At 58.9% G+C, this 20,560-nt stretch carries 19 protein-coding genes and 2 pseudogenes; 14 read left to right on the plus strand and 7 right to left on the minus strand.

The features are described from left to right. The first annotated feature begins 270 nt into the window (after positions 1 to 270). Together L0U81_RS30135 and L0U81_RS30140 are read left to right on the plus strand one after the other, a co-directional pair. Entirely contained in the window at positions 271 to 1,146 is an 876-nt protein-coding gene (locus L0U81_RS30135; protein ID WP_233809299.1) for a patatin-like phospholipase family protein, read from the plus strand. A 192-nt stretch (positions 1,147 to 1,338) separates the two neighbouring features. Continuing rightward, a complete protein-coding gene (locus L0U81_RS30140) occupies positions 1,339 to 1,722 on the plus strand; it encodes a TraR/DksA family transcriptional regulator (protein ID WP_233808301.1) in 384 nt (127 codons plus the stop codon). Between the two features lie 65 nt (positions 1,723 to 1,787). Here the strand turns inward: L0U81_RS30140 and L0U81_RS30145 are convergent, their stop codons facing one another. The 5 genes from L0U81_RS30145 to L0U81_RS30165 all read right to left on the minus strand — a co-directional run bounded on the left by L0U81_RS30145 (position 1,788) and on the right by L0U81_RS30165 (position 4,835). Further along, a complete protein-coding gene (locus tag L0U81_RS30145) occupies positions 1,788 to 2,090 on the minus strand; it encodes a type II toxin-antitoxin system RelE/ParE family toxin (RefSeq protein ID WP_233809300.1) in 303 nt (100 codons plus the stop codon). Further along, entirely contained in the window at positions 2,087 to 2,344 is a 258-nt protein-coding gene (locus L0U81_RS30150; RefSeq protein WP_233809302.1) for a type II toxin-antitoxin system ParD family antitoxin, read from the minus strand. The genes L0U81_RS30145 and L0U81_RS30150 overlap by 4 nt, the downstream gene beginning before the upstream one ends. Before the next feature lie 96 nt (positions 2,345 to 2,440). After that, positions 2,441 to 3,268, minus strand: a complete 828-nt coding sequence (locus tag L0U81_RS30155; RefSeq protein WP_442793484.1) for a LytR/AlgR family response regulator transcription factor — start codon at positions 3,266 to 3,268, stop codon at positions 2,441 to 2,443. A 59-nt stretch (positions 3,269 to 3,327) separates the two neighbouring features. Beyond that, a complete protein-coding gene (locus tag L0U81_RS30160) occupies positions 3,328 to 4,461 on the minus strand; it encodes a sensor histidine kinase (protein ID WP_233809306.1) in 1,134 nt (377 codons plus the stop codon). After that, a complete protein-coding gene (locus L0U81_RS30165; RefSeq protein WP_233809308.1) occupies positions 4,458 to 4,835 on the minus strand; it encodes a DUF2306 domain-containing protein in 378 nt (125 codons plus the stop codon). Before L0U81_RS30165 ends, L0U81_RS30160 begins: the two co-directional genes overlap by 4 nt. 211 nt (positions 4,836 to 5,046) lie before the next feature. Here L0U81_RS30165 and L0U81_RS30170 point away from each other — a divergent pair, with 211 nt between their 5' ends. Continuing rightward, positions 5,047 to 6,615, plus strand: a complete 1,569-nt coding sequence (locus tag L0U81_RS30170; RefSeq protein ID WP_233809311.1) for a tetratricopeptide repeat protein — start codon at positions 5,047 to 5,049, stop codon at positions 6,613 to 6,615. Between the two features lie 151 nt (positions 6,616 to 6,766). Here the strand turns inward: L0U81_RS30170 and L0U81_RS30175 are convergent. Then, positions 6,767 to 7,075, minus strand: a pseudogene (locus L0U81_RS30175) (response regulator); the annotation flags it as partial. 675 nt (positions 7,076 to 7,750) lie between these two features. Here L0U81_RS30175 and L0U81_RS30180 point away from each other — a divergent pair. Both L0U81_RS30180 and L0U81_RS30185 read left to right on the plus strand, forming a co-directional pair. Continuing rightward, a complete protein-coding gene (locus L0U81_RS30180; protein WP_233809313.1) occupies positions 7,751 to 8,377 on the plus strand; it encodes an AMP-binding protein in 627 nt (208 codons plus the stop codon). A 183-nt stretch (positions 8,378 to 8,560) separates the two neighbouring features. Further along, complete coding sequence (locus L0U81_RS30185; RefSeq protein WP_233809315.1) at positions 8,561 to 9,568, plus strand: AraC family transcriptional regulator; 1,008 nt, start codon at positions 8,561 to 8,563, stop codon at positions 9,566 to 9,568. 156 nt (positions 9,569 to 9,724) lie between these two features. On the opposite strand, the pseudogene L0U81_RS30190 reads toward L0U81_RS30185, so the two are convergent. After that, positions 9,725 to 9,919: pseudogene (locus L0U81_RS30190) on the minus strand (integrase core domain-containing protein); the annotation flags it as partial. Between the two features lie 424 nt (positions 9,920 to 10,343). Here L0U81_RS30190 and L0U81_RS30195 point away from each other — a divergent pair. From L0U81_RS30195 to L0U81_RS30235, 9 genes are all read left to right on the plus strand, one after another. Further along, positions 10,344 to 11,708 carry a Rieske 2Fe-2S domain-containing protein gene (locus tag L0U81_RS30195; protein ID WP_233809317.1) on the plus strand — a complete coding sequence of 455 codons (1,365 nt, stop codon included), beginning with the start codon at positions 10,344 to 10,346 and terminating at the stop codon, positions 11,706 to 11,708. Between the two features lie 155 nt (positions 11,709 to 11,863). Beyond that, positions 11,864 to 13,270 (plus strand): amidase, encoded by a 1,407-nt coding sequence (locus L0U81_RS30200; RefSeq protein ID WP_233809319.1) that lies wholly within the window; start codon positions 11,864 to 11,866, stop codon positions 13,268 to 13,270. 36 nt (positions 13,271 to 13,306) lie between these two features. Next, positions 13,307 to 14,332, plus strand: coding sequence for an FAD-binding oxidoreductase (locus tag L0U81_RS30205; RefSeq protein ID WP_233809321.1), 1,026 nt, complete (start codon positions 13,307 to 13,309; stop codon positions 14,330 to 14,332). 9 nt (positions 14,333 to 14,341) lie between these two features. Next, positions 14,342 to 15,670 (plus strand): M20 family metallopeptidase, encoded by a 1,329-nt coding sequence (locus L0U81_RS30210; protein ID WP_233809323.1) that lies wholly within the window; start codon positions 14,342 to 14,344, stop codon positions 15,668 to 15,670. 162 nt (positions 15,671 to 15,832) lie between these two features. After that, positions 15,833 to 17,281, plus strand: coding sequence for an indoleacetamide hydrolase (gene iaaH / locus L0U81_RS30215; protein ID WP_233809325.1), 1,449 nt, complete (start codon positions 15,833 to 15,835; stop codon positions 17,279 to 17,281). A gap of 93 nt (positions 17,282 to 17,374) precedes the next feature. Further along, the gene (locus L0U81_RS30220) at positions 17,375 to 18,328 is read left to right on the plus strand and encodes a VOC family protein (RefSeq protein ID WP_233809327.1); all 954 of its coding nucleotides are present in this window, start codon (positions 17,375 to 17,377) and stop codon (positions 18,326 to 18,328) included. Then, positions 18,328 to 19,158: an alpha/beta fold hydrolase gene (locus tag L0U81_RS30225; protein ID WP_233809329.1), complete on the plus strand. Its 831-nt coding sequence runs from the start codon at positions 18,328 to 18,330 to the stop codon at positions 19,156 to 19,158. The genes L0U81_RS30220 and L0U81_RS30225 overlap by 1 nt, the downstream gene beginning before the upstream one ends. Positions 19,159 to 19,172: 14 nt before the next feature. After that, positions 19,173 to 19,598 carry a lipocalin-like domain-containing protein gene (locus L0U81_RS30230; protein ID WP_233809331.1) on the plus strand — a complete coding sequence of 142 codons (426 nt, stop codon included), beginning with the start codon at positions 19,173 to 19,175 and terminating at the stop codon, positions 19,596 to 19,598. A 9-nt stretch (positions 19,599 to 19,607) separates the two neighbouring features. Further along, on the plus strand, positions 19,608 to 20,552 hold the full coding sequence (locus L0U81_RS30235; RefSeq protein WP_233809333.1) for a 3-carboxyethylcatechol 2,3-dioxygenase: 945 nt from the start codon (positions 19,608 to 19,610) through the stop codon (positions 20,550 to 20,552). Positions 20,553 to 20,560 lie beyond the last annotated feature (8 nt).

Below are 20,560 nucleotides of genomic sequence, written 5' to 3' on the forward strand. Positions count from 1 at the left end.
CCAGCACCTTAACGTGGGTGTCGGCTTCCCAGAACAACCAGGGAATCTCGTCTGACCTTACCGTCGTTTGGTGGATACCTTGAAAGGGGCATACCATGAAGACTGAACAGCAGGATCTGATCAAAGGACAAGGAGACGTCGCGGCGGTAAATTGCTGATGCTGCGCTGGATGCGCAATTGGCGCTTGAATGCGATTGCGTCAGTTTGCTGGTGCGGGGCGACCGGCACCGGCAATTGGCGTTGAGCCGCGGGCAGACGTTTCGAACAAACATGAACTCCCCCCCTTCTGGTTTGACCGCTTTTGTGTTCGCCGGCGGTGGCAGTCTTGGCGCGATCGAGGTTGGCATGCTGCGCGAGCTGCTCGAACGCGGTGAGCATCCGGGCTGCGTGGTGGGCGCCTCCGCAGGCGCGATCAACGCTGCGTATTTTGCCGGTCAACCGGACGGCGGCGGCGTGGCAATGCTCGAAGCGCTCTGGTGCAAGATCCGGCGGCAGGACATCATGCCGTTTTCCATGCTCGGGCTGCTCGCGATGATTCTGCGCAGTCGTTCGCACCTCGTCGAGGCGAACGCGTTGCGTCAGTTGCTAGAGACGCATCTGTCGTATGAGCGGATCGAGCAGGCAACTTTGCCGCTTCACATCGTCGCGGCCGATATGCTGACTGGCGACGAAATCGTTCTTTCTACCGGTCCTGTGGTGAACGCCGTGCTGGCGAGCGCAGCGATACCCGGCGTGTTCCCGCCGGTGCGTATCGACGGTGCGGATCTCGTCGACGGCGGCGTCGCCAACAACACGCCGATCTCGGTGGCGGTCTCGCTCGGTGCGACGCGCATCATCGTGCTGCCAGCCGGTTTCGCGTGTGCATTGCATGCGCCGCCGCGTAGCGCGATCGCGCAGGCCCTGCATGCGCTGACGCTCGTCATTGCACGCCAGCTCGTGCGCGACCTTGACTTCTATTCGACGCGTGCGCAGATCTACGTCGTTCCACCGTTGTGTCCACTCGATGTCTCGCCTTACGACTATACACAGTGCGCCCTACTGATCGAACGCGCTGCGAAGAAGACGCGCGCATGGCTCCGTGATGGTGGCCTCGAACGCGCGTCGATTCCCGGTGAGCTGCGCGAGCATGCGCACGCCGCGCCTTAACGGCGCAAGCAAAGACGGCCCACGACCGCAAAGTTCGATCGGAGCGGGCAACCAGGTTCAGAAGCTCGGCGTCGATGCGCTGAATGCGGCCTTCGGGAGGATGAACTGTCCCGAACCATCCGATCATCTGCAAAACCTATACTTGATGTATGCCCGTCGTGCGGGGCGTTACAGAACACATCGAACCTGTCCATGATCACGCTCACCTCTTCCGAACTCGCGCTCTTACAGCACCGGCTCGGCGAGCGCCGTCGCGAGTTGCTGGCGGCGCTGCACGGCGAATACGGAGATCTCGCCGGGGCCCGACCGCCCGAAGCGCTAGGCCCCGAGTCGCATCCCGACGAGACCGCCTCGCGCAAGGCCGGCGACGAGTTGCGCGCGGCGCTCGCGCGGCACGACCGCAACGAACTGCTGCAGATCGACGCCGCGCTGGCACGCATCGCCGCCGGCCTGTACGGCGCCTGCGTCGAGTGCGGGGACCCAATCGGCTATGAGCGGCTTGCCGCCGCGCCCTACACGGCCCGCTGCGTGTCATGCCAGACCGCGTTTGAACAACACCGCCACATCCGCCAATAGGATGCTCAACGGCGAAACTCCACCGGCAGAAGCAGGCGGATCGCCGTCGGACGGCTCACGCGAATTCAGGGAAAAAGGATGGCGGCGTAGTTGCGCGCGCTGTGCAGAACGTGAATGACGTCGATGCGCGCGGGAGGCTCGCCAACGACACGGTAGAAAATCTGGTGACCGCCATAAACCCGGTGACGCACGCCTCGGTCTTCGTAGCGCGGTACGATCGGGAATGCAAAACAGATGTCGGCCAGCCGCGTGCACTTGTCGCGCAACTCGCGCACGAAACCCAGCGCACGACGGGGGTTGTCGCGGGCCATGTAGTCGCCGATCGCCTCAAGGTCGGCCTCAGCGTCAGGAAGAATCTGGACAATCATGGCCTGGTGCTCGCCATCGCACGATACTTTGCTTCAAGCCGGTCGAACACATCTCCGGCGGGCTTGCCCCGTGCTGCCTCGGAATCGACAATGCCGCGCTCGATGACCGCATCCAGCGCGTTGAGTTGCATTTCGCGATCCTGAATGAGCTTCACGCCTTCGCGCAGGACCTCGCTCTGCGAGCCGTATCGCCCCGAATTAACCAGCTTCGCGACGTAGCCCTCAAGCTGTTCCCCAAGATCCGCATTGATCATGGCCGTGCCCCGGAACGTTCATCCGCCCATACGCTCCATAAAATATTATAGGTCGATGCGCCGCAGCTGGTCTGCGCGCCGTCGATCCCCATCCTGTCACATCCCCCGGAACAGATGCGCATACTGTTTGCTCACCACAAGTGCGCCGCTGTGGCCGCGCAGTCTGAGCGTCATTTTCCCCAGTGCGCTCACCGACGCGCTCTCCACCTGATCGACGTTCACCACCGTACTCCGATGCACCTGCCAGAAGCGCGCCGGGTCCAGTTGGCCGCACAACTCTCTGAGGCTCGTGCGAATCAGCAGCTCACCGGTGCGCGTCGTGACGACGACATATTTGTCGGCAGCTTCCAGGAACAACACGTCCTCCACGGGCACCATCCGGATGTCGTTCCCACTGGAGGCTCGCAGATAACGTAGCGGCGCACTACGTTCAGTGTCGCGCGTGCGGTTCTCGACTTGCACGGCGCGCGTGATCTGCTCCAGCTGGCCGATCAGGCGCTGCAGATCCGCCTGCACCTGCGCGCCAGGCACCGCCTCCGCTGGCGGCCGCGAAAGTCGGCCCCGTAAGCGGTCGACCGCGCGCGCGAGCCGTGTGGGATCGACAGGCTTCAGGAGATAGTCGATGGCCGCCGCGTCAAACGCCTCCAGCGCGTACTCGCCGTAAGCGGTCACGAACACGATCTGCGGCGGCGCGGCGAGATTCGCACATGCGCGAGCAACGTCGAGACCCGTGGCACCCGGCATCGAGATGTCGAGAAATGCGACGTCGGGTTGCAACGCGGCGATTTGCTCGATGGCGTCGTGCCCGTTGTCGACAATCGCGGCGATGCGCAGCTCCGGCCATGCCGCCACCAGCTCCCGCCGCAGTGCGGCCGCGATCAGCGGTTCGTCCTCGGCAATCAACGCGACGGGGATGCGAGACAGCTCCGGCGCGCCGGGGGCGCCATCCTGATGCTGTGACGCGTTGCGGGGCGAGTGAGGTTTCATGGGCTGCCCGCCAGCCGATTCGGGTGATCAGCGTCAGACACTGGAAGCAGCACGCTCGCAACGATACCGCGCGGAACGTTTTCGATGAGGGTCAGCGAAGCGCGCTCGCCATAAAGCGCGGCAAGCCGGTTGCGCACGTTCGCGAGGCCGATGCCGGTGCCTTGCGTTGCCGGCGTCGCACCGAATCCGGCTCCCGTGTCGGTCACCGTCAGTTCCACTTGTTGAGAGGCGCGCCTTGCCCTAACCTCGATTCGCCCACCCGCGAGCGTCCCCTGAATGCCATGCTTGAGCGCGTTTTCGACCAGCGGTTGCAACAGCATGGGCGGCGCCGCAAGCCTCGCGCAATCGTGAGGAAGATCGACCGAATACTCGAGCCTCGGGCCGAGGCGCATCGCATGCACGGCCAGCATCGACTCCAGCACCGCGAACTGCACGGACAAGGTCTCGCTTTCCGCTCTCGACGCTTCCAGCGTTGCTCGCAAAAACCGGTTGAGACTGCCGAGCAGTTCACGTGCGCGGGGCGGATCGGACGCAATCAGGCTATCCAGAGTCGCGAGCGTGTTGAAGAGAAAATGTGGCTCGATCTGCGCCTGCAACGCCTGCAAACGGGCGAACAGCGCCGCTTTTTCCGCGACTTCCTTCTGCCACGCCGTGCGCGCGACTTCCTCGCTGAGGCCGGCGATCCTCGCGCGCGACCAACCATACCAGGTGACCAGCAATGTCGCGACCAACGCGATCCAGCCGGTGATGGCAAGCTGTTTGGGGGAAAACGCCTTGCTCATGTCAATGCCGAGCAGCAGGCTCGCGAGACCCCGCCCGATCGCGGCCCCGGCGATGATGGCGATCACCGTTGCCACGGCCAGTCTCGACGCGGTGAGCGCGTTCCTCTGATGAAGGTAAAACCGCGCCGCGTGGTGCAGCAGCATAATCGACAGCCCGATCGCCTGGCTGAACACGAGGTTTTCTGCGAGGCTTCTGCCGATGCCGACTGCAGTCAGGGCGACAGCAATCAATGCGTTCCCGATGACGACGATCACCGCCTCCCGGGCGAACCCGGCCAGCAGCTGTTTCGCCGAAATGCTCAACCTTGCGGACACCTCGGGAAACTTGATGTGGGTACCGGGAATCATGCGATCCAACCCGTCACGATCAGGTTCAAGATACGATGCGGCGTGGCCACAGCGGCGATGCCGGCTACAATCAGCCCGATGAACGCCCCGCGCATGGCGAGCCGGTGAGCGCGCACGTTGCCTTGCCGGATAGCCCAGATCCCTCGTCCGACGCTTACAAACGTCAGCAATGAGAGCGCGTGCACCCAGGAAAAATGCCCTGGATCCAGTTCCCGGATGTCGAACGAACTGAGCGCCGTCGCCAACATCGTCACGGCCCACAGACGGCCGAGCCATTTGTGGCGCGCGGACCCTTGTTTCGACCCGAGCACGACTGTCCCGAGTATGACAGAAAGGGTTGCCGCTGCGATATGAACCGCAATGATCGCTGACATGCTGGCCCTCGTTGCAAGGAAGAGCGGACTCGATGGCTGCAGTCTGGGCCGTGGCGGGATCGGTTTCGAGGTGAAAGCGACGAACCGTGCGAATCCCGTCGCCAGTGGTGTTTCCCGTGGCGCGAGAGGATGGGCGGAAGGGCTCCGTCGAACTATTGCATCGACCGGTTGAATCTGCCCCAATTGGACTGGTGCACCGATCTTCATTACCATGAATCACGATATTGAACATGCTCTTGCCACCGCGCAAAAGTACGTCACTGCCGGGCAATTCGACGATGCCGTACTTCTGTTGCGCAATATCCTGGCGAGTGTCCCTGATCACGGTGCAGTTCTTGAAGCCCTCGGTTACATCGCCGTCAGACAGGGCGAACATGCACGGGCAGCCGAGTACCTGATACAGGCATCTGCGCACATGCCCATGTCCGCGGAGCAACTGAATTTCGCCGCCCAGGTCTGTCAGTTGGCGCAACGTCACGATGGTGCGATCGTGCTGTTCGAGCGCTGCCTCGCCCAGTTTCCGGACCATGCCGCCGCGTTGCATGGCGCCGCCATGTCGCTGACACAGATTGGCGAACCGCAGCGCGCGCTCGACATGCTGGTGCATCTGTGCAAAACCCACCCACGATCGGCCGAAGCGCACTACAACCGAGGAACACTGCTCGGTGCGATGGCACGCTATGACGACGAACTGGATGCCTACCGACAGGCGATCGCGATTAACCCGCGCTTCGTGCGCGCATACGTCAATCTCGGGGTCGCGTTGCGAGATCTGCTGCGCTTCGATGAGGCCTTGCTTCAATTCAAGAAGGCGCTTTCGCTCGATTCAAACGACGCCGGCGCCCGCACCAATCGAGCTCAGACGAATTTGCTGCTCGGCGAATTTGAGCACGGCTGGCGCGAATACGAATGGCGTTGGCGCGATGGCACCCAAAGCCACGGGTTTCCGCAGAGCACTCAATGGACTGGCGCCCAGCCGATAAATGGCAAGACAATTTTCGTTCACCATGAGCAGGGGTTCGGAGACACCCTGCAATTCGTGCGCTTCGTGGATCGACTCAGTGAGGCTGGTGCTCGCGTAGTGTTGCGGGTTCAGGATGCGCTATTGCCGCTCCTCCGGAATTACCGGGGTGTGGCCGAAGTCATCGACGAGAAAGGGCAAGTCCCAGATTTTGACTATCACATCCCAACCTTGAGTCTGCCGTTTGCGCTCAAGATACGTGCCACCGATCTCGAGGTGCCTGGTCCCTATGTGCACGCAGACGGTGCGCTTGCCTCTCAATGGGATCATTTGTTTGCAGGCTCCGCTCAACGGCCGAACATTGGAATCGTGTGGTCGGGAAGCCGGACGCATTTGAACGATCGCAATCGGTCCATTTCGCTTGAGCAACTGACGCCCTTGCTGGATGCCGATGCGAATTTCTTCGCGCTGCAAAAGGATGTACGCGACAGTGATCATGCGTGCCTCGCGCAACTCGATCAACGCGGGGTGCTGCGCGATGTTTCCGCGCGGCTCACCACGTTCGCCGAGACCGCTGCGCTGATCGATCGCCTCGACCTCGTCATCAGCGTCGACACGGCTGTGGCGCATCTGGCAGGGGCGCTCGGGAAGCCCGTATGGATTGCCTTGCCGTTCATGCCGGACTGGAGATGGCAACTCGATAGGTGCGATAGTCCGTGGTATGCAACGGCGCGGCTGTTTCGACAGGCGACGCGAGGTGACTGGACTGGCGTAATTGCTGTGCTTCGCGAAGAGATAGACGGCTGGCGAGGCGCCTGAACGGCGCCCGGCGCACAGCGAGCGCTCCTCCCATGTGCACGCTGCAGGCAACGAGAGAAAATTGACCGCCGTTACTGCGCGCACCAACTCGCGGCGTAGCTCCGCTACCCCTCACGACGTTACTAGCCCAGGATGGGCCCGCCAAGGATCGCTATTTCGACATGGCCGAAGAGGGGCACCCGTCGCCTCCGCCCGGTACAGCGGTCGTTGCGGCCCAACGTACTCCGTTTGTGCCGGGATGCATATGCTGGATCAGCGTTCTGACAGGCGTCGGTCCACGAGCTGGTTTGGTTGCGACATCGTTCATGCCCGCATTTACGGCTGACTCGATCGTTCCTGAGTCTGAATAGCCAGTCAAAGCAATGATCAGTATCTGACCGATCGTTCCAGGACGTGCGCGGATCGCACATGTCGTTTCTATCCCACTGAGGCCGGACATTTGCAGGTCCAGCATGATGACATCGCATCGTTCGCCCTCTTAGAGCTTGACTGAGTGACTCAGGGCGTGAAGCGGTCGTCTGGTACCGACCGTCGAAAGAGTCCGCTTCAGGGTGGCTGCCGGATGCTGGAAACCTTTTCGATGGCTCCGCTTCAGGGCGGCGAGCAGCCCGTCCCTTTCCGAATCAGGTGTCGAGGCAATGTGATGTGGTGGCTGCGATTCATCCTTGCGACTCCACGGCACTGTCTTACCGCGGGCGCCTCGTCGAGCCAAGGCAGTTCGATGCCTGACGGCCGGAAACCCCATTTCCAGGTTTTGGGGCAAGATCGCCCGTCTGGGATCGAAAGCCACCGGTCTCGACATGTGCAATGGAAACCGGCTCTGGAAACGACCAAAAACCAGGCCGCAGGATTCTCCCGTTCGGGAGACAACAATCGTCAGACCTCGGTGACAGGGACCCTGATTTTCCCTCTGAACGAACAGCAGACCGGCTGTACATCAGTTTTCGGATCACCTCGTGGCCCTTGTATGCAGAAGACGGGGGCCACGGTTCTTGCAGTATCGGGATAGTCGGTGCACGAATTGGATAGTTCGCCAGATTTGGTTGGAATAGTCTGGGCGCAACAATCTTGAGCACGTCTTGAGCACGATCAAGGCATTCAAGAGAGCAGTCAAAAATAGACGGAGGCGGTGCGAATGCACATGTATGAAGATGGCTTGCAGCGTTGCAATGCCAACTACACCCCGCTGACCCCGGTGGACTTCCTGGTTCGCGCATCCGAAGTCTATGGCGACAAGACTGCGGTTCTGTACGTTCAGGCGAAGCGCACCTGGCGCCAAAAGTTCGAACGATGCGTTCCACTGGCGAGCGCGCTTGCCCAACTTGATGCGCAAGCGATTCATCACATGCTCGAGCACGGCGAGGCTCGCGTACTGGTCATCGACGCTGAGTATGCGACTCTCGCGCAGGCCGTGGCCGAAGCTCTTCCCGATCTGAAGATCATCAAGGTTCACGACACATCCGCTGTTGCTGACGATAGCGTACTGGCCACGGTTCAGAGCTATGACAACCTGATTGGTCAAGGCAGTCCGAACTTCCAAAACCTGTTTCCGGCCGATGAATGGGATGCAACTGCATTGAACTACGCGTCGGGCACGACCGGCTATTCCAAGGACGTGGTCTCCCCCCATCGTGGCGCGAATCTGACTCCGACCCCGTATCGAATGCGCGCCCCGAGGAAATCGTTGTTCAGCGCCGTTCGCTCCCGGCATCGTTCAAGGCTCCCAAGGCGGCGCACTTCCGTGAACTGCCCAAGACCTTGACAGGAAAAATTCAAAAATTTGCATTGCGCAATCGGCTGAATTCGACCTCCGCAATTGATCAGGGCTAGTCCACGTAGTCGATAGGGGAGGTACGTATGGGTGGATTGTTTTAACGAATGTATAATTGACTTAACAATCCAGTCCTGACCCCTAATAGCTCAATACTTCTAACTTATAGAGTCAATGAAACAGATAGAGGAATTGCATCACGAGGCCAGCGACGACTGCGGCCCCTCAACTGATGCTGAGCTATTTCGGACCCGGGACATAGAGCAGGCCCGAGACTGGGGGACGCGTACACTCTGCGAAAACGAACTTCGAAATATTGATGTGCGCGGTCAACTCGATGCGCGTCTAATGTATCGAAAGTATGGCTCAATAGGCATTGGACGAATGAGCTATGGCGGCGAAGTCAGGATCAGACCTGTTACATTCGACGACTTCTATTTGGTGCAAGTGCCACTCAGTGGCGGTGAGCACATCACCAATGGCAACCAGTCCATCAGTTCATCACCTACGGTAGGTTCGATTCTTAATGCCGGGCAACAACATGAAATCGTTCATACGACGGGCACGGAAAAGCTGATTCTCCGTATTGATCGCGGTTTGGTGGAGCGCCTGTGTGGGCAGCATCTCGGCAACGGTGCGCAAACCCGAGTGGAATTCGAAACCGCGATGCCGCTCGATTCCGCAGCCGGCAGACGGTGGGCTTCCACCATGCAATGGCTCTTCGATTACCTGGACGGTACGCATTCGTCATCGCCACTGTTGACAGCGCAAGTCGAGCACATGATTGGCTCGCTGCTGCTCATCAGTCAAGCAAGCAATCATAGTCTGGCACTCAACGAAGATCGTTCTCGTTCCGTGACTCCGGCATTTATTAGGAAAGCAGAGCTTTTCATCGAGGAGAGGGCGCACGAGCCTATAACGGTGGGCGCCATTGCGGAGCACGTAGAAGTCAGTACCAGCTCGTTATACACGGGCTTCAGAAAGTACCGGAATACATCACCCATGCATCTGCTGAAGAGCATCAGACTCAATCGGGTGCGTGAGCAGTTGTTGAAGGCAGATCCAAAAAATACAACGGTGACGGCAGTGGCGTATCAGTGGGGGTTTGCCCATCTCGGGCACTTCACCACTGACTACAAACGTTGGTTTGGCGAGACTCCTAGCGAAACACTAGCTCGCTAAGCCGGCTAGCATTGGAGGGGACAGAGGCGACCTCGCTCGTTCGGAAAGTTTTCCGAGATTTTTAAGTGGAACGGCCGGGGCAATCAGGCTGCCGATCTGATCGCAGGCAGCGTCGCGAAGTCTGCCTCGCCGGCGTCTGATCCGCCAGGATCGAACGGGCCGCTTCCGGTTGTGCAGGTCGATGTATTCGCCGATGGAGCGCCCGGCATCGCCGACCGACTCGTACGCTTTCAGGTAGACCTCCTCGTACTTGATGCTGCGCCAGACCCGCTCGACGAACACGTTGTCGCGCCAGCTTCCGTTGCCGTCCATCGATAGCCGGATGCCTCGGTCCAGCACCGATTCGGTGAACGCGCCCCCCTGAACTGGTTACCCTCCTTTGAACGCCGCCGAGTGGGTCCGTCGGGTTCTGTTCGTCATGTCCCCGGTCAAACCACTTATCCGCCTGTCCGATTTTGCGCGGCCACCTCTATAGAGCGCTTCCCGCTGGTCTTCCGCCATGGGAATTACGCCACGCTCGAAACTCGAACCACTACGAACGTGATAGCTGATTAGGCTAGGTGCTAACCCAGACGGGGCTCCCAGGAGCCCCGTTTTCGTTTGTAGGGATAAACCCTCGAAATGCATATTGAATGCACAGATGGGATAGGGCTCGTAGTCATTGGAGTGTTGACTGCTCGGTCGGGTAATACGATTTGTCTCGCGGTCACTGCCTTACTTTGCGCACAAAACTACCCCCTTTACAAGGGCTAACCCCCTCTGAGGAGACATACAAATGTCGGACCAAACTGTTGTTCGCCGTCGCGTAGCGCAGCATTCGATCAGCGACACGCGCTACAACGATGCAAAGTCGCAATCGCAATACCAGCCCTACAAGGACGCAGCTTGGGGCTTCATCAACCACTGGTATCCGGCGATGTTCAGCAAGGAGCTGGTGGAAACCACGACCGAGAACGAAGAAGAACTCCAGACGGGCATTAAGGGCATCATGATCGCTGGCGTGCCCATCGTGCTGCGTCGCGTCGACGGAAAAATCTACGCAGTCAAGGACCAGTGCGTTCACCGTGGCATTCGCCTCTCCGAGAAGCCGATGTGCTTCAACAAGGAAACGATCACGTGCTGGTACCACGGCTTCACGTTCAATCTGGACGACGGCAAGCTCGCGACCATCGTTGCTAATCCCGACGACAAGTTGATCGGCACGACCGGTATCACGACGTACCCGGTTCAAGAAGTCGCGGGCATGATCTTCGTGTTCGTTCGTGAAGATGACTTCCCGCTCGAAGATGTTCCCCCGCTGTCGGATGACCTGCCGTTCCGCTTCCCGGAAAACAATGAGCGCTTCCCGCACCCGCTGTGGCCGGATACGCCTTCGATCCTGGACGAAAACGCGGTCGCTCACGGTATGCACCGCACGGGCTTCGGCAACTGGCGTATCGCATGCGAAAACGGCTTCGACAATGGACACATCCTGGTCCACAAGGACAACTCCATCGTTCACGTGAACGACTGGGTGCTCCCGCTGGGCATTCTGCCGGTCTCGGACGACTGCATTCAGGTCGTTGAAGACGAAAATGGTCCGAAGGGCATGATGCAATGGCTGTTCACGGACAAGTGGCTGCCGGTGCTGGAAAACAAGGAACTGGGCCTCAAGATCGACAACCTGAATGGTCGCTTCTACCGCACGTCGGTGGTCCTTCCGGGCGTTCTCATGGTCGAAAACTGGCCGGAAGAGCACGTCGTTCAGTACGAATGGTACGTTCCGATCACGGACGATCTGCACGAGTACTGGGAAGTGCTGGTCCGCGTCTGCCCGACCGAAGAAGATCGCAAGAAATTCAAGTACCGCTTTGACCGTGTGTACAAGGAACTCTGCCTGCACGGCTTCAACGATTGCGACCTGTACGCTCGCGAAGGTATGCAGCACTTCTACGCGGACGGCACGGGCTGGGATGACGAGCAACTGGTCGCGACCGACATCTCCCCGGTTACGTGGCGCAAGCTCGCTTCGCGCCACAACCGTGGTATCGCGAAGCCGGGTAAGGGCACCTTCGGTGCAGTGAAGACCCATAGCACGCGCCTCAAGGATCTCGCCGATGGCAAGCGCCCGGCGTACTTTGTAGAACAAGTCTGGTTCTAAAGCGTGATCGGCACTCCTTAGGGTGACTATGAGTCCCCTGTAACACCCTGACGCACCGTTACGAGGGGCGAGGACAGTTCGCTCCCTTCTCGTTCTCCATTCTCGTTTCTGGTGCATCAGGCCCGGACCTACTAAATTCATTATCCGTATCCGTCATGAGCAGCCTTCCACGCGACCTGCATAATCTCGAAATCTACGACCTATCCCTGCAGATTCGCAGTGGCAAGATCAGTCCGGTAGAAGTCACCAAGGCGATGCTGGCCCGCGTGGAAGCACTGGACGCGAATTTGCATAGCTATGCTCGTGTGACTCCTGAACTGGCATTGAAGCAGGCAGAGCAGGCAGAGAAAGAGATTCAAGCCGGAAACGTAAGGAGTCCCCTGCATGGTATTCCGCTCGCAGTCAAAGATTTGTTCGATACCACGGGCATAGTTACTGCCGGTGGTATGCCGATTCATGCACAGCGCGTACCCACGGAAAACGCGACGGTCGTGCAACGCCTGCAAGATGCAGGGTCGGTGATGCTGGGCAAGCTGCAAATGACGGAGGGCGCATTTGCCATCCATCATCCGACGATCCCTGATCCTGTCAATCCGTGGGGTGCCGCGCATTGGTGTGGTGCTAGTTCCTCGGGTTGCGGTGTCGCTACAGCGGCTCGTCTGTGCTATGGCACGCTCGGTTCGGATACGGGTGGATCGGTGCGTTTCCCCAGTGCAGCTAACAATCTGACTGGATTGAAAACCACTTACGGCACGATCAGCCGTAAGGGCACGATGGAACTGGCTGCCTCGCTGGATCACGTGGGACCCATGGCGCGTTCGGCCCGTGATGTCCTGCTCCTTCTTGCAATTATTGGCGGCCACGATACGCAACGACTGCTCGCCACCATTGACGAGCAACGATTCGAAAATTTCCTGAAAGGCTTCAAGGGATTGCGCATCGGCATGGACGAATCGTGGATTTCGGATGGCGTCGATCCCGTGATTCAGCGCGCGATTCAGCAGGTCAAGGTCATCCTCGCCGAGGCCGGCGGCGAGATCAAGAGCATCAAGGTTCCGGATACGCGGGCCACCAGTTCCAACTGGGAACATCACTGCGGGGTTCAAACGGCTGTTGCTCATGAAGCGACGTATCCCGGCAAGTCCGCTGAATACGGTCCTGCACTGGCCCGTCTTATCGACCAGGGGCGGGAACTTAAGGCTGTGGACTACGAGCGAATCATTCGTGATGCTCAGCAGTTTACGCGCGAGATGGATGCGGTATTCACAGAGGTGGATGTTGTATTGGCTCCGGTGCAGCCCTACGCGGCTCCGACTTATGAACAGCTGGCAGGTTTGGCGTCGGATCCTGAGGCTAACCGCCGCCTGATTCAGTTCACGTCACCGTTCAACGCCTCGGGACACCCCGCATTGTCGGTACCCATTGGATTTACTGAGCAAGGGTTGCCCATCGGTGGGCAACTCATTGGCCGCAAGTATCAGGACGACCTGCTGTGTATGGTCGGCATGGTATTGCAGAGCCATAGTGATTGGCATCGTCAGGTCCCGCCTGGGTTGGCTTGATTGATATTGAAAGTGTTTTGTTTTGTGGATTAAGTCATGACCCAAGCTCATCAGGTAACCATTAACTTCGCGGACGGCGTGAGCCGTACATTTGCTGCCGAGTCGGGTGAAAACGTTCTCGAAGCCGCAATCAAGGCCGAAGTGCCTGTTCTGTACCAGTGCAAGGCAGGGGCCTGCGCGTCCTGCACGTGCAAGCTCGCAGAAGGTGAGGCCGTGTCTATCCCCGGTGCCAGTTCGACGCTCCTGGCTTCGGAATACGCAGAAGGAAATCGGCTGCTCTGCGTTACGAAGGCTGAATCTGATTGTTCATTCAACGTCGCGTACGGTTCGGAAGTCGGCTCGTCGGTTGCCCAGGAAGTGAAGGTCTTCATCGACTCCGTGGAGCGTATCGCGCCCAACGTGATGCGCCTGACTGTCGAGCTGGCCGAAGGCAACTGGCTCGAATTCAGGCCCGGGCAGTTCATGCAGATCACGGTACCGGGTTTGGGTGTTCTCCGTAGCTACAGCCCGTCGTCTACGTCGCTGACCCTGCCCAAGATGGAATTTCTGGTCCGGTTGCTGCCCAATGGCGCGATGTCCACGTTCCTCGAAGATGAGGCACAAGTGGATCAGGTTCTGACGATGAAGGGCCCCTATGGTGCGTTCTTTCTGCGCGAAGAGCATCGTCGTGCGCCGCACATCTTCGTTGCCGGCGGGACGGGTCTGGCTCCGATCCTGTCGATGATTGATAGCCTCAGGCAGGCCTCGGGCAAGAAGCCGCCGATGCTGCTCTCGTTTGGTTGCGCGGTCCCTGAAGCGCTGTTTGCTCTGGATGACATCGAACTGCGTCAGCACTGGTTGCCGACGTTGAAGACCCGGGTCTGCGTGGATCGCAATGCCAAGGAAGGCCTGCACGAAGGTTCACCGGTCTCGGCACTCAAGGAAGGTGATGTGACGGATCCGAATACGGTGGCTTATCTGTGCGGCCCGCAGCCGATGATCGACGCGGCAACCACGCGCCTGATCGAGCTGGGCGTGAAGTCGGAATTGATTTTCGCAGAGCAGTTTGTTGCCTCGAACTAAGGAATGGGCATGGAATTCAAACCTACGAAACAACTGCCGTTTTCGTCTCAGCAGACCGAATGGTACGAGAAGGCTAAGGCCAACCTGAGTTCGAAGCGTCTTCAAAAGTTGCTGTTCGAGTTGACTGACATTCACAGCCCTACGGGCTCGACGCGTGAAGCTGCTGACTATATGCAGCATCACATGGAGATGATCGGGCTGCAAACGAAAACCCATGACAACTCGGCCATCAGCCGTTCGGTGATGGGTGAACACCGGGGCGCCGGCGGCGGCGCGTCGCTGCTGCTTTATGCTCCTATTGACACGCACCTGGATCGCACCAAGGAAGAAGAGATTCTTTCGGGCCCCGGTCAGGAAGCGGATTTGCAGCCACACGCCAGGCAGATCGAAGACTGGGTATTCGGCCTCGGCGCTTCGAATCCGAAGGGCATGATTGCCACGCACGTTGAAGTGGCAACGGCAGTGCTGGAAACGGGTATTCCGCTGAAGGGCAATCTGCTTGTCGGTATGGCAGACGGTGGTATGCCCGTTGACATCAAAGCGCGTCATTCGGGCATGTCGAATGGCGTGATCAATCTGCTGAATCGTGGCATGTACCCCGATTTCGCAATCATCATGAAGCCGTGGAACTGGGTCTACCACGAAGAGCCGGGTATGGCCTGGTTCAAGATCACGGTTAAGGGCACGATGGGCTATGCGGGTATTCCGCACGACGTTCCGGGTTTCCGTTCGTCGGTGGTTCCCGCTGCCACGGTGATTCAGGAGCTGCAGGCATGGCTGCCCGAATACACGAAACGCAATACGTCGGGCGTTATCGAGCCCCATGGCTGGATTGCCGGCGTTCGTGGCGGTCAGATCGAAAGACCTGCATTCCCGTCCGCAGTGACAGAGATTTTCTTCGACGTTCGTGTGAATCCTCGGACGAGCCCCGCTGATGTCAAGGCACAGTTCGCGAACTTCATCCAGGACGTGAAGACTCGTCATCCGGAAATCACTATGGACTGGGAGATGTACGGCTCGGTCCCGGGCGGCACCACTGATCCAGAAAACTGGATTGTTCAGTCGGCCAAGCGCGGTTGGGAGCACATCGAGGGACGTCCACATGGCGTTCCCGACATGCTGGCCGGTCAAACGGACGGTGCGGCCCTCCGTCGTTACGGTGTGCCGACTGCCCGTATCGGTTGGCCGTGGCCGGCTCAGGGCGCTCCGGTGCCTGTTGCCGAGGGTCTGGGCGGCATGGGTGCCACCTACGTTCCGGACCTGATGCCCTGCGCTGAAAAGATCCTATATGCGGTGATCGACACGCTTACCCGTGAGCGGAGCGAGCTTGGCCTCTAAGTTTCTGTAGTTGTAGTTCCATAACCAGAAAGCAGGGAAGGAGACAGACGTGAGCAGGAAGCGCATCAATATGATCTTCCCGGTTCCGATGAGCGATGCGACTCGACCTCTGGTGGAATCGCAACTGCCGCCTTCGATGCAGTTCCCGGACATCGACTAGATATGACCCACGATAAAGACCAGTCGTTCATCGATTTCACGATGGCCGATGCCGCTCAAGCTTTTCACGATGGATCGGTGACGAGTACCCAGTTGGTATTGGCCTGTCTGGAACGTATCAACGCAGGAAAAGCCCTGAATGCATTCGTTACCGTTGATGCAGAGGGCGCTTTGAAAGCAGCAGCGGCTATTGATAAGGCACGGCAGACAGGGATTCCGTTGGGGCCTTTGGCAGGCATCCCTATCGTGGTCAAGGACAACATCCATAGCGCAGGCATCCGCTGCACCGCAGGGAGTCCCGCGTTCGCAGACTTCGTGCCTGTCACGGATGCACCGACTGTGCGCAAGCTCCGGGATGCGGGAGCCATCGTGCTGGGCAAGACCAACATGCATGAACTGGCCTATGGGGCGACGGGCTACAACGGTGCCTTCAATACGGGTGCGGGCCGTGGGGTTCGTAACGCATACGACCAGACCAGGATTGCTGGCGGTTCGTCCTCGGGCTCGGCCGCTGCCCTGGGAGCGCGTATGGCGCTCGGGGCATTGGGAACCGATACAGGCGGCTCGATGCGCATTCCCCCGGCACTCAACGGCGTGGCTTCGCTGCGTCCGACGTGGGGTCGCTACCCGGGTTTGGGTGTGATCCCCATTGCCAGGACTCGGGATACCGTGGGCCCCATGGCATTGAACATGCACGATGTGGCGCTCCTTGACGGTGTGATTTCCGACGAGTACGCGTTGCCGCACGTGGAACTCAAGAAGCTACGTCTAGGCCTTCCCGCTGAGTTTTGGGCGAATCTCGATCTCGACACACGCGAGGTCGCGGGCTCTGTGCTTACGCGTCTCACCCAGTTGGGTGTGACCTTCATTGATCTGGGCAAAACCGGATTGATGGAACTGAATGATGCAGTTGGCTTCCAGGCTGTGGTTGGCGAGTCCCGATCCAGTATGGAGCAGTACCTGAAGGACAACGATCATCAGATGACGCTCGAGAAGCTGGCTGAGAAGATCGACAGTCCAGACGTGAAGTGGATATATGAAAACTGGGTGCTGCCCAACAAGTTCCCGAATGCCTCAGGTGAACTCGTGGATGTGGCACCCATGTACGAACAGGCACAAAAGGCCGGTGGCGGACGTGATCAGTTGCGGGCCAGGTATGCCGAACTGTTTTCCGAGCATCAGTTGGATGCGCTGATGTTCCCGACTACCGCGTGCGTGGCGCCCGATGCTGATGACAGCATTTATGAGGAAGAGAACTTCCGGCGCCTGATCCAGAACACTGAGCCGATGGCGAGTGCTGGGCTCCCGGGCCTGAATCTCCCGGCAGGACTTGGTTCGCAAACGGGGCTCCCGGTTGGCATGGAGTTGGACGGTCCGCAAGGTTCAGATCGACGGCTGCTTGCGATTGGCATTTTGTTGGAAAGCGTTTTGGGCTGCATCGCGCGTCCCTGATGGGCCGCTATTGACCGGGGTAGGTGGGAGGCGCGGCGGCGCCTCCGGCCCCGTGAATGGCCTGTACGTTGTTTCTGCAAGGATTGAACAGAGATGATTAATGCGCTGAGCTACATCGTGGTCGAAACCCCACGTATGCAGGAATGGATCGACCAGGTGACGAACCACGTCGGTATGCAGGTCGAAGTGATCGAAGCTGGAAAGACCATGCGCATTCGCGCGGACGAAAAGATTCAGCGGTTCGTCGTCACCGCTACCGGTGGCGAGTCCACGATGGGTATGGGCTTCGAAGTTCCTGACGCCCCGGCCTTGGCGGCATGCACGATGGCATTGGAGGCCGCCGGTTATCAAACGACGCCCGGTACGGCCGAGGAGATTGAATTCCGGGGCGTCAGGAACATGGTGCATTTCCGTGACGATGATGGTGTGCGTCTGGAGATCGCCTATGGTCTGGCCGATGCGGATACGGAATTCGCGCCCGGTCGTCCGATTGGCGGTTTCCGTACCGGCAACATGGGCCTGGGTCACGTGGCGCTCATTACCGAGCACTTCGAAGAGCTCTCGAACCTGTATCGCAACGTGCTGGGCATGCACCTCACGGACTACACCTATAAGCCGTTCAAGGTCGAATTCCTGCACTGCAACCCACGTCACCATACGATTGGCATCGCACACACGGGTGGCAAGGCCGGTATCTATCACCTGATGCTCGAATACAACGACTTCGATGACGTTGGTCGTGCGTACGATACCGCGCTCCTGAATCCGGATTCGATTGGCGTGACGCTGGGTCGTCACATCAACGACCACGCCACCTCGTTCTACCTGAAGAACCCGGATGGCTGGATGTTCGAACTGGGCTGGGCTACGCGCACGGTCGGACCTGACTGGGAAGTCGAGGAGCTGAAAGGTATGAGCCTCTGGGGCCATGACCGGACATGGCTTCCGGATCACAAGCGCGAAGAAGCGCGACAAATTCTCAAGCAACTGGCGGCCGAGGGTATGCGCGCACCGGTTGTTATTCCTGATACACAGAAGGCAAAGTGATGAGCAACGCAAGTCCCGAAATCGCAAATTCACTCGAGCTGGGTGACTTCACGCTGAACTATCACGACGTTGGTGAGGGCGCGGGCGATCCGATCCTGCTGATTCACGGTTCGGGCCCCGGTGTCACGGCCTGGGCTAACTGGCGCGGCATTATCCCGGTACTGAGCCAGAAGGCGCGAGTTATCGCACCGGATATGCTGGGTTTTGGATATACCAAGTGCCCCGATTACCTCAAGCTGACTCCCGCTGTCTGGGTAGAGTCTTTGATCATGTTGCTCGATGCGCTGAAGATCAAGAAGGTGTCGGTGGTCGGCAACTCCTTCGGTGGTGCCATCGCACTGGCACTGGCCAAGGCACATCCCGAGCGTGTGAATCGTTTGGTACTGATGGGTGCGGCAGGCATCAATGCTCCGATCAGTGAGGGTCTTGAGAAGGTATGGGGTTACACGCCTGGCCTGGAAGCCATGAAGGGCCTGATGGAAGTGTTCGCCTACGATCACTCAATCATCACTGACGATCTGGTTCGTATGCGTTACGAGGCATCGATTCGTGCAGACGTGCAGGAACGATTTGCTCGCCTGTTCCCAGCGCCGCGTCAGCAGGGCGTAGAAATGCTGGCCCTTGCCGAGTCGGATCTGGCGGCGATCACGCACAAGACATTGCTCATCCACGGCCTGAACGATCAGGTGATCCCGGTCGAGTGGTCGCGACGTATGAAGACGTTGCTCCCGAACTCGACGCTGCAAGAGTTTGATCAGTGCGGACACTGGGTGCAGATCGAAAAGGCTGCGACGTTCACGCTCGCGGTTTCGGACTTTCTGCTCAATTAATTAGCGGGGCAAAGATGGAAAATCTCGATATCAAAGGCCGTTGGCTAATCCAGGCCTGGGAACAGATTTTTGATGACGGTCGAGTCACCTACCCGATGGGTACGGAACTCGAAGGGTTCATGGAATACGGTCCGAATGGCATGTTCTGCGCCATCACCAAAAAAGATCGCGCCCAGTTCACGACCGGCGGTCAGTGGAATGCATCGGACGCAGAGAAGGCCCAGGCATACAACACGTATTTGACCTACGCCGGCGATTGGAGCATCGAAGGAAACGTGGTAACGCACGCGGTCAAGCACTGCCTGTTCCCGAACTGGGTAGGTGGCGAACAGAAGCGCTATGCAGAGCTGAACGGCGATCTGTTGTCGCTGACCACGCATAAGCTGGAAGCGGGTACGTCGGAAGCCCGGGTCGCTCGTCTCACATTCAAACGCGTTTAAGGCCTGTGCATGTCAGTTATTCTTGAATGCCTTTCCCATACGCCGCTGCACGGGTATTTCGATCCGAAGCCAGAAGTCGTTGCAGATGTGGCCAAAATGAGTGCCGCTGCACGGGAACGCGTTCGCCAGTTCGATCCTGAACTCGTGGTCGTGTTCGCTCCCGATCATTACAACGGCTTCTTCTATGAATTGATGCCCAGCTTCTGTGTCGGGGCCAAAGCCCATGCTATTGGCGACTATAAGAGCCTGGCCGGGGATCTGCCGGTTCCGGCCGAAGATGCCAGGGCGATGGTCGAGTACTTGCTGAATCGCGACATCGATATGGCGATTTCGTATCGCATGTCCGTGGACCACGGTGCGGCACAAGCTCTTGAAGAAGTGACGGGCGGCCTCGACAACTACCCGGTCATTCCTGTTTTCATCAATTCGGTTGCGCCTCCGATGGCGCCGCTTCGTCGCTCGCGCATGATGGGCCAGGTTATTGGCGAGTACCTGAAATCGACGGGCAAGCGTGTGTTGATTCTCGGGTCAGGCGGAATCTCCCATGAGCCGCCGATTCCTGAGCTGAAGAATGCTACGCACGAGATCTCGGAGCGTCTGATCCACACGGGGCGCAATCTCAGCCAGGAAGCTCGGAATGCGCGTCAGGAACGCGTTATCAATGCGGCCAGGGCGTTCACAGCAGGTGAGGCGCCGGGCATGCGTGCGCTTAACCCTGAATGGGATATGGCATTCCTGAAGATGATGCAAAGCGATTTGCTTGCCGTGGATCGCCTGAGCAATGAGGACGTTTCGCGTGACGCGGGCAAGAGCGCGCACGAGATCCGGGCGTGGGTCGCAGCGTTTGCTGCACTTTCCGCGTTTGGAGAGTACGAGGCTGAAATCGATTTCTATCAGGCCATCCCTGAATGGATCGCCGGGTTTGCCTACATGCATGCGGCACCCAAGGTGTAAGGAGAAAA

It is taken from the genome of Paraburkholderia sp. HP33-1, from assembly GCF_021390595.1.
Lineage (GTDB): Bacteria > Pseudomonadota > Gammaproteobacteria > Burkholderiales > Burkholderiaceae > Paraburkholderia.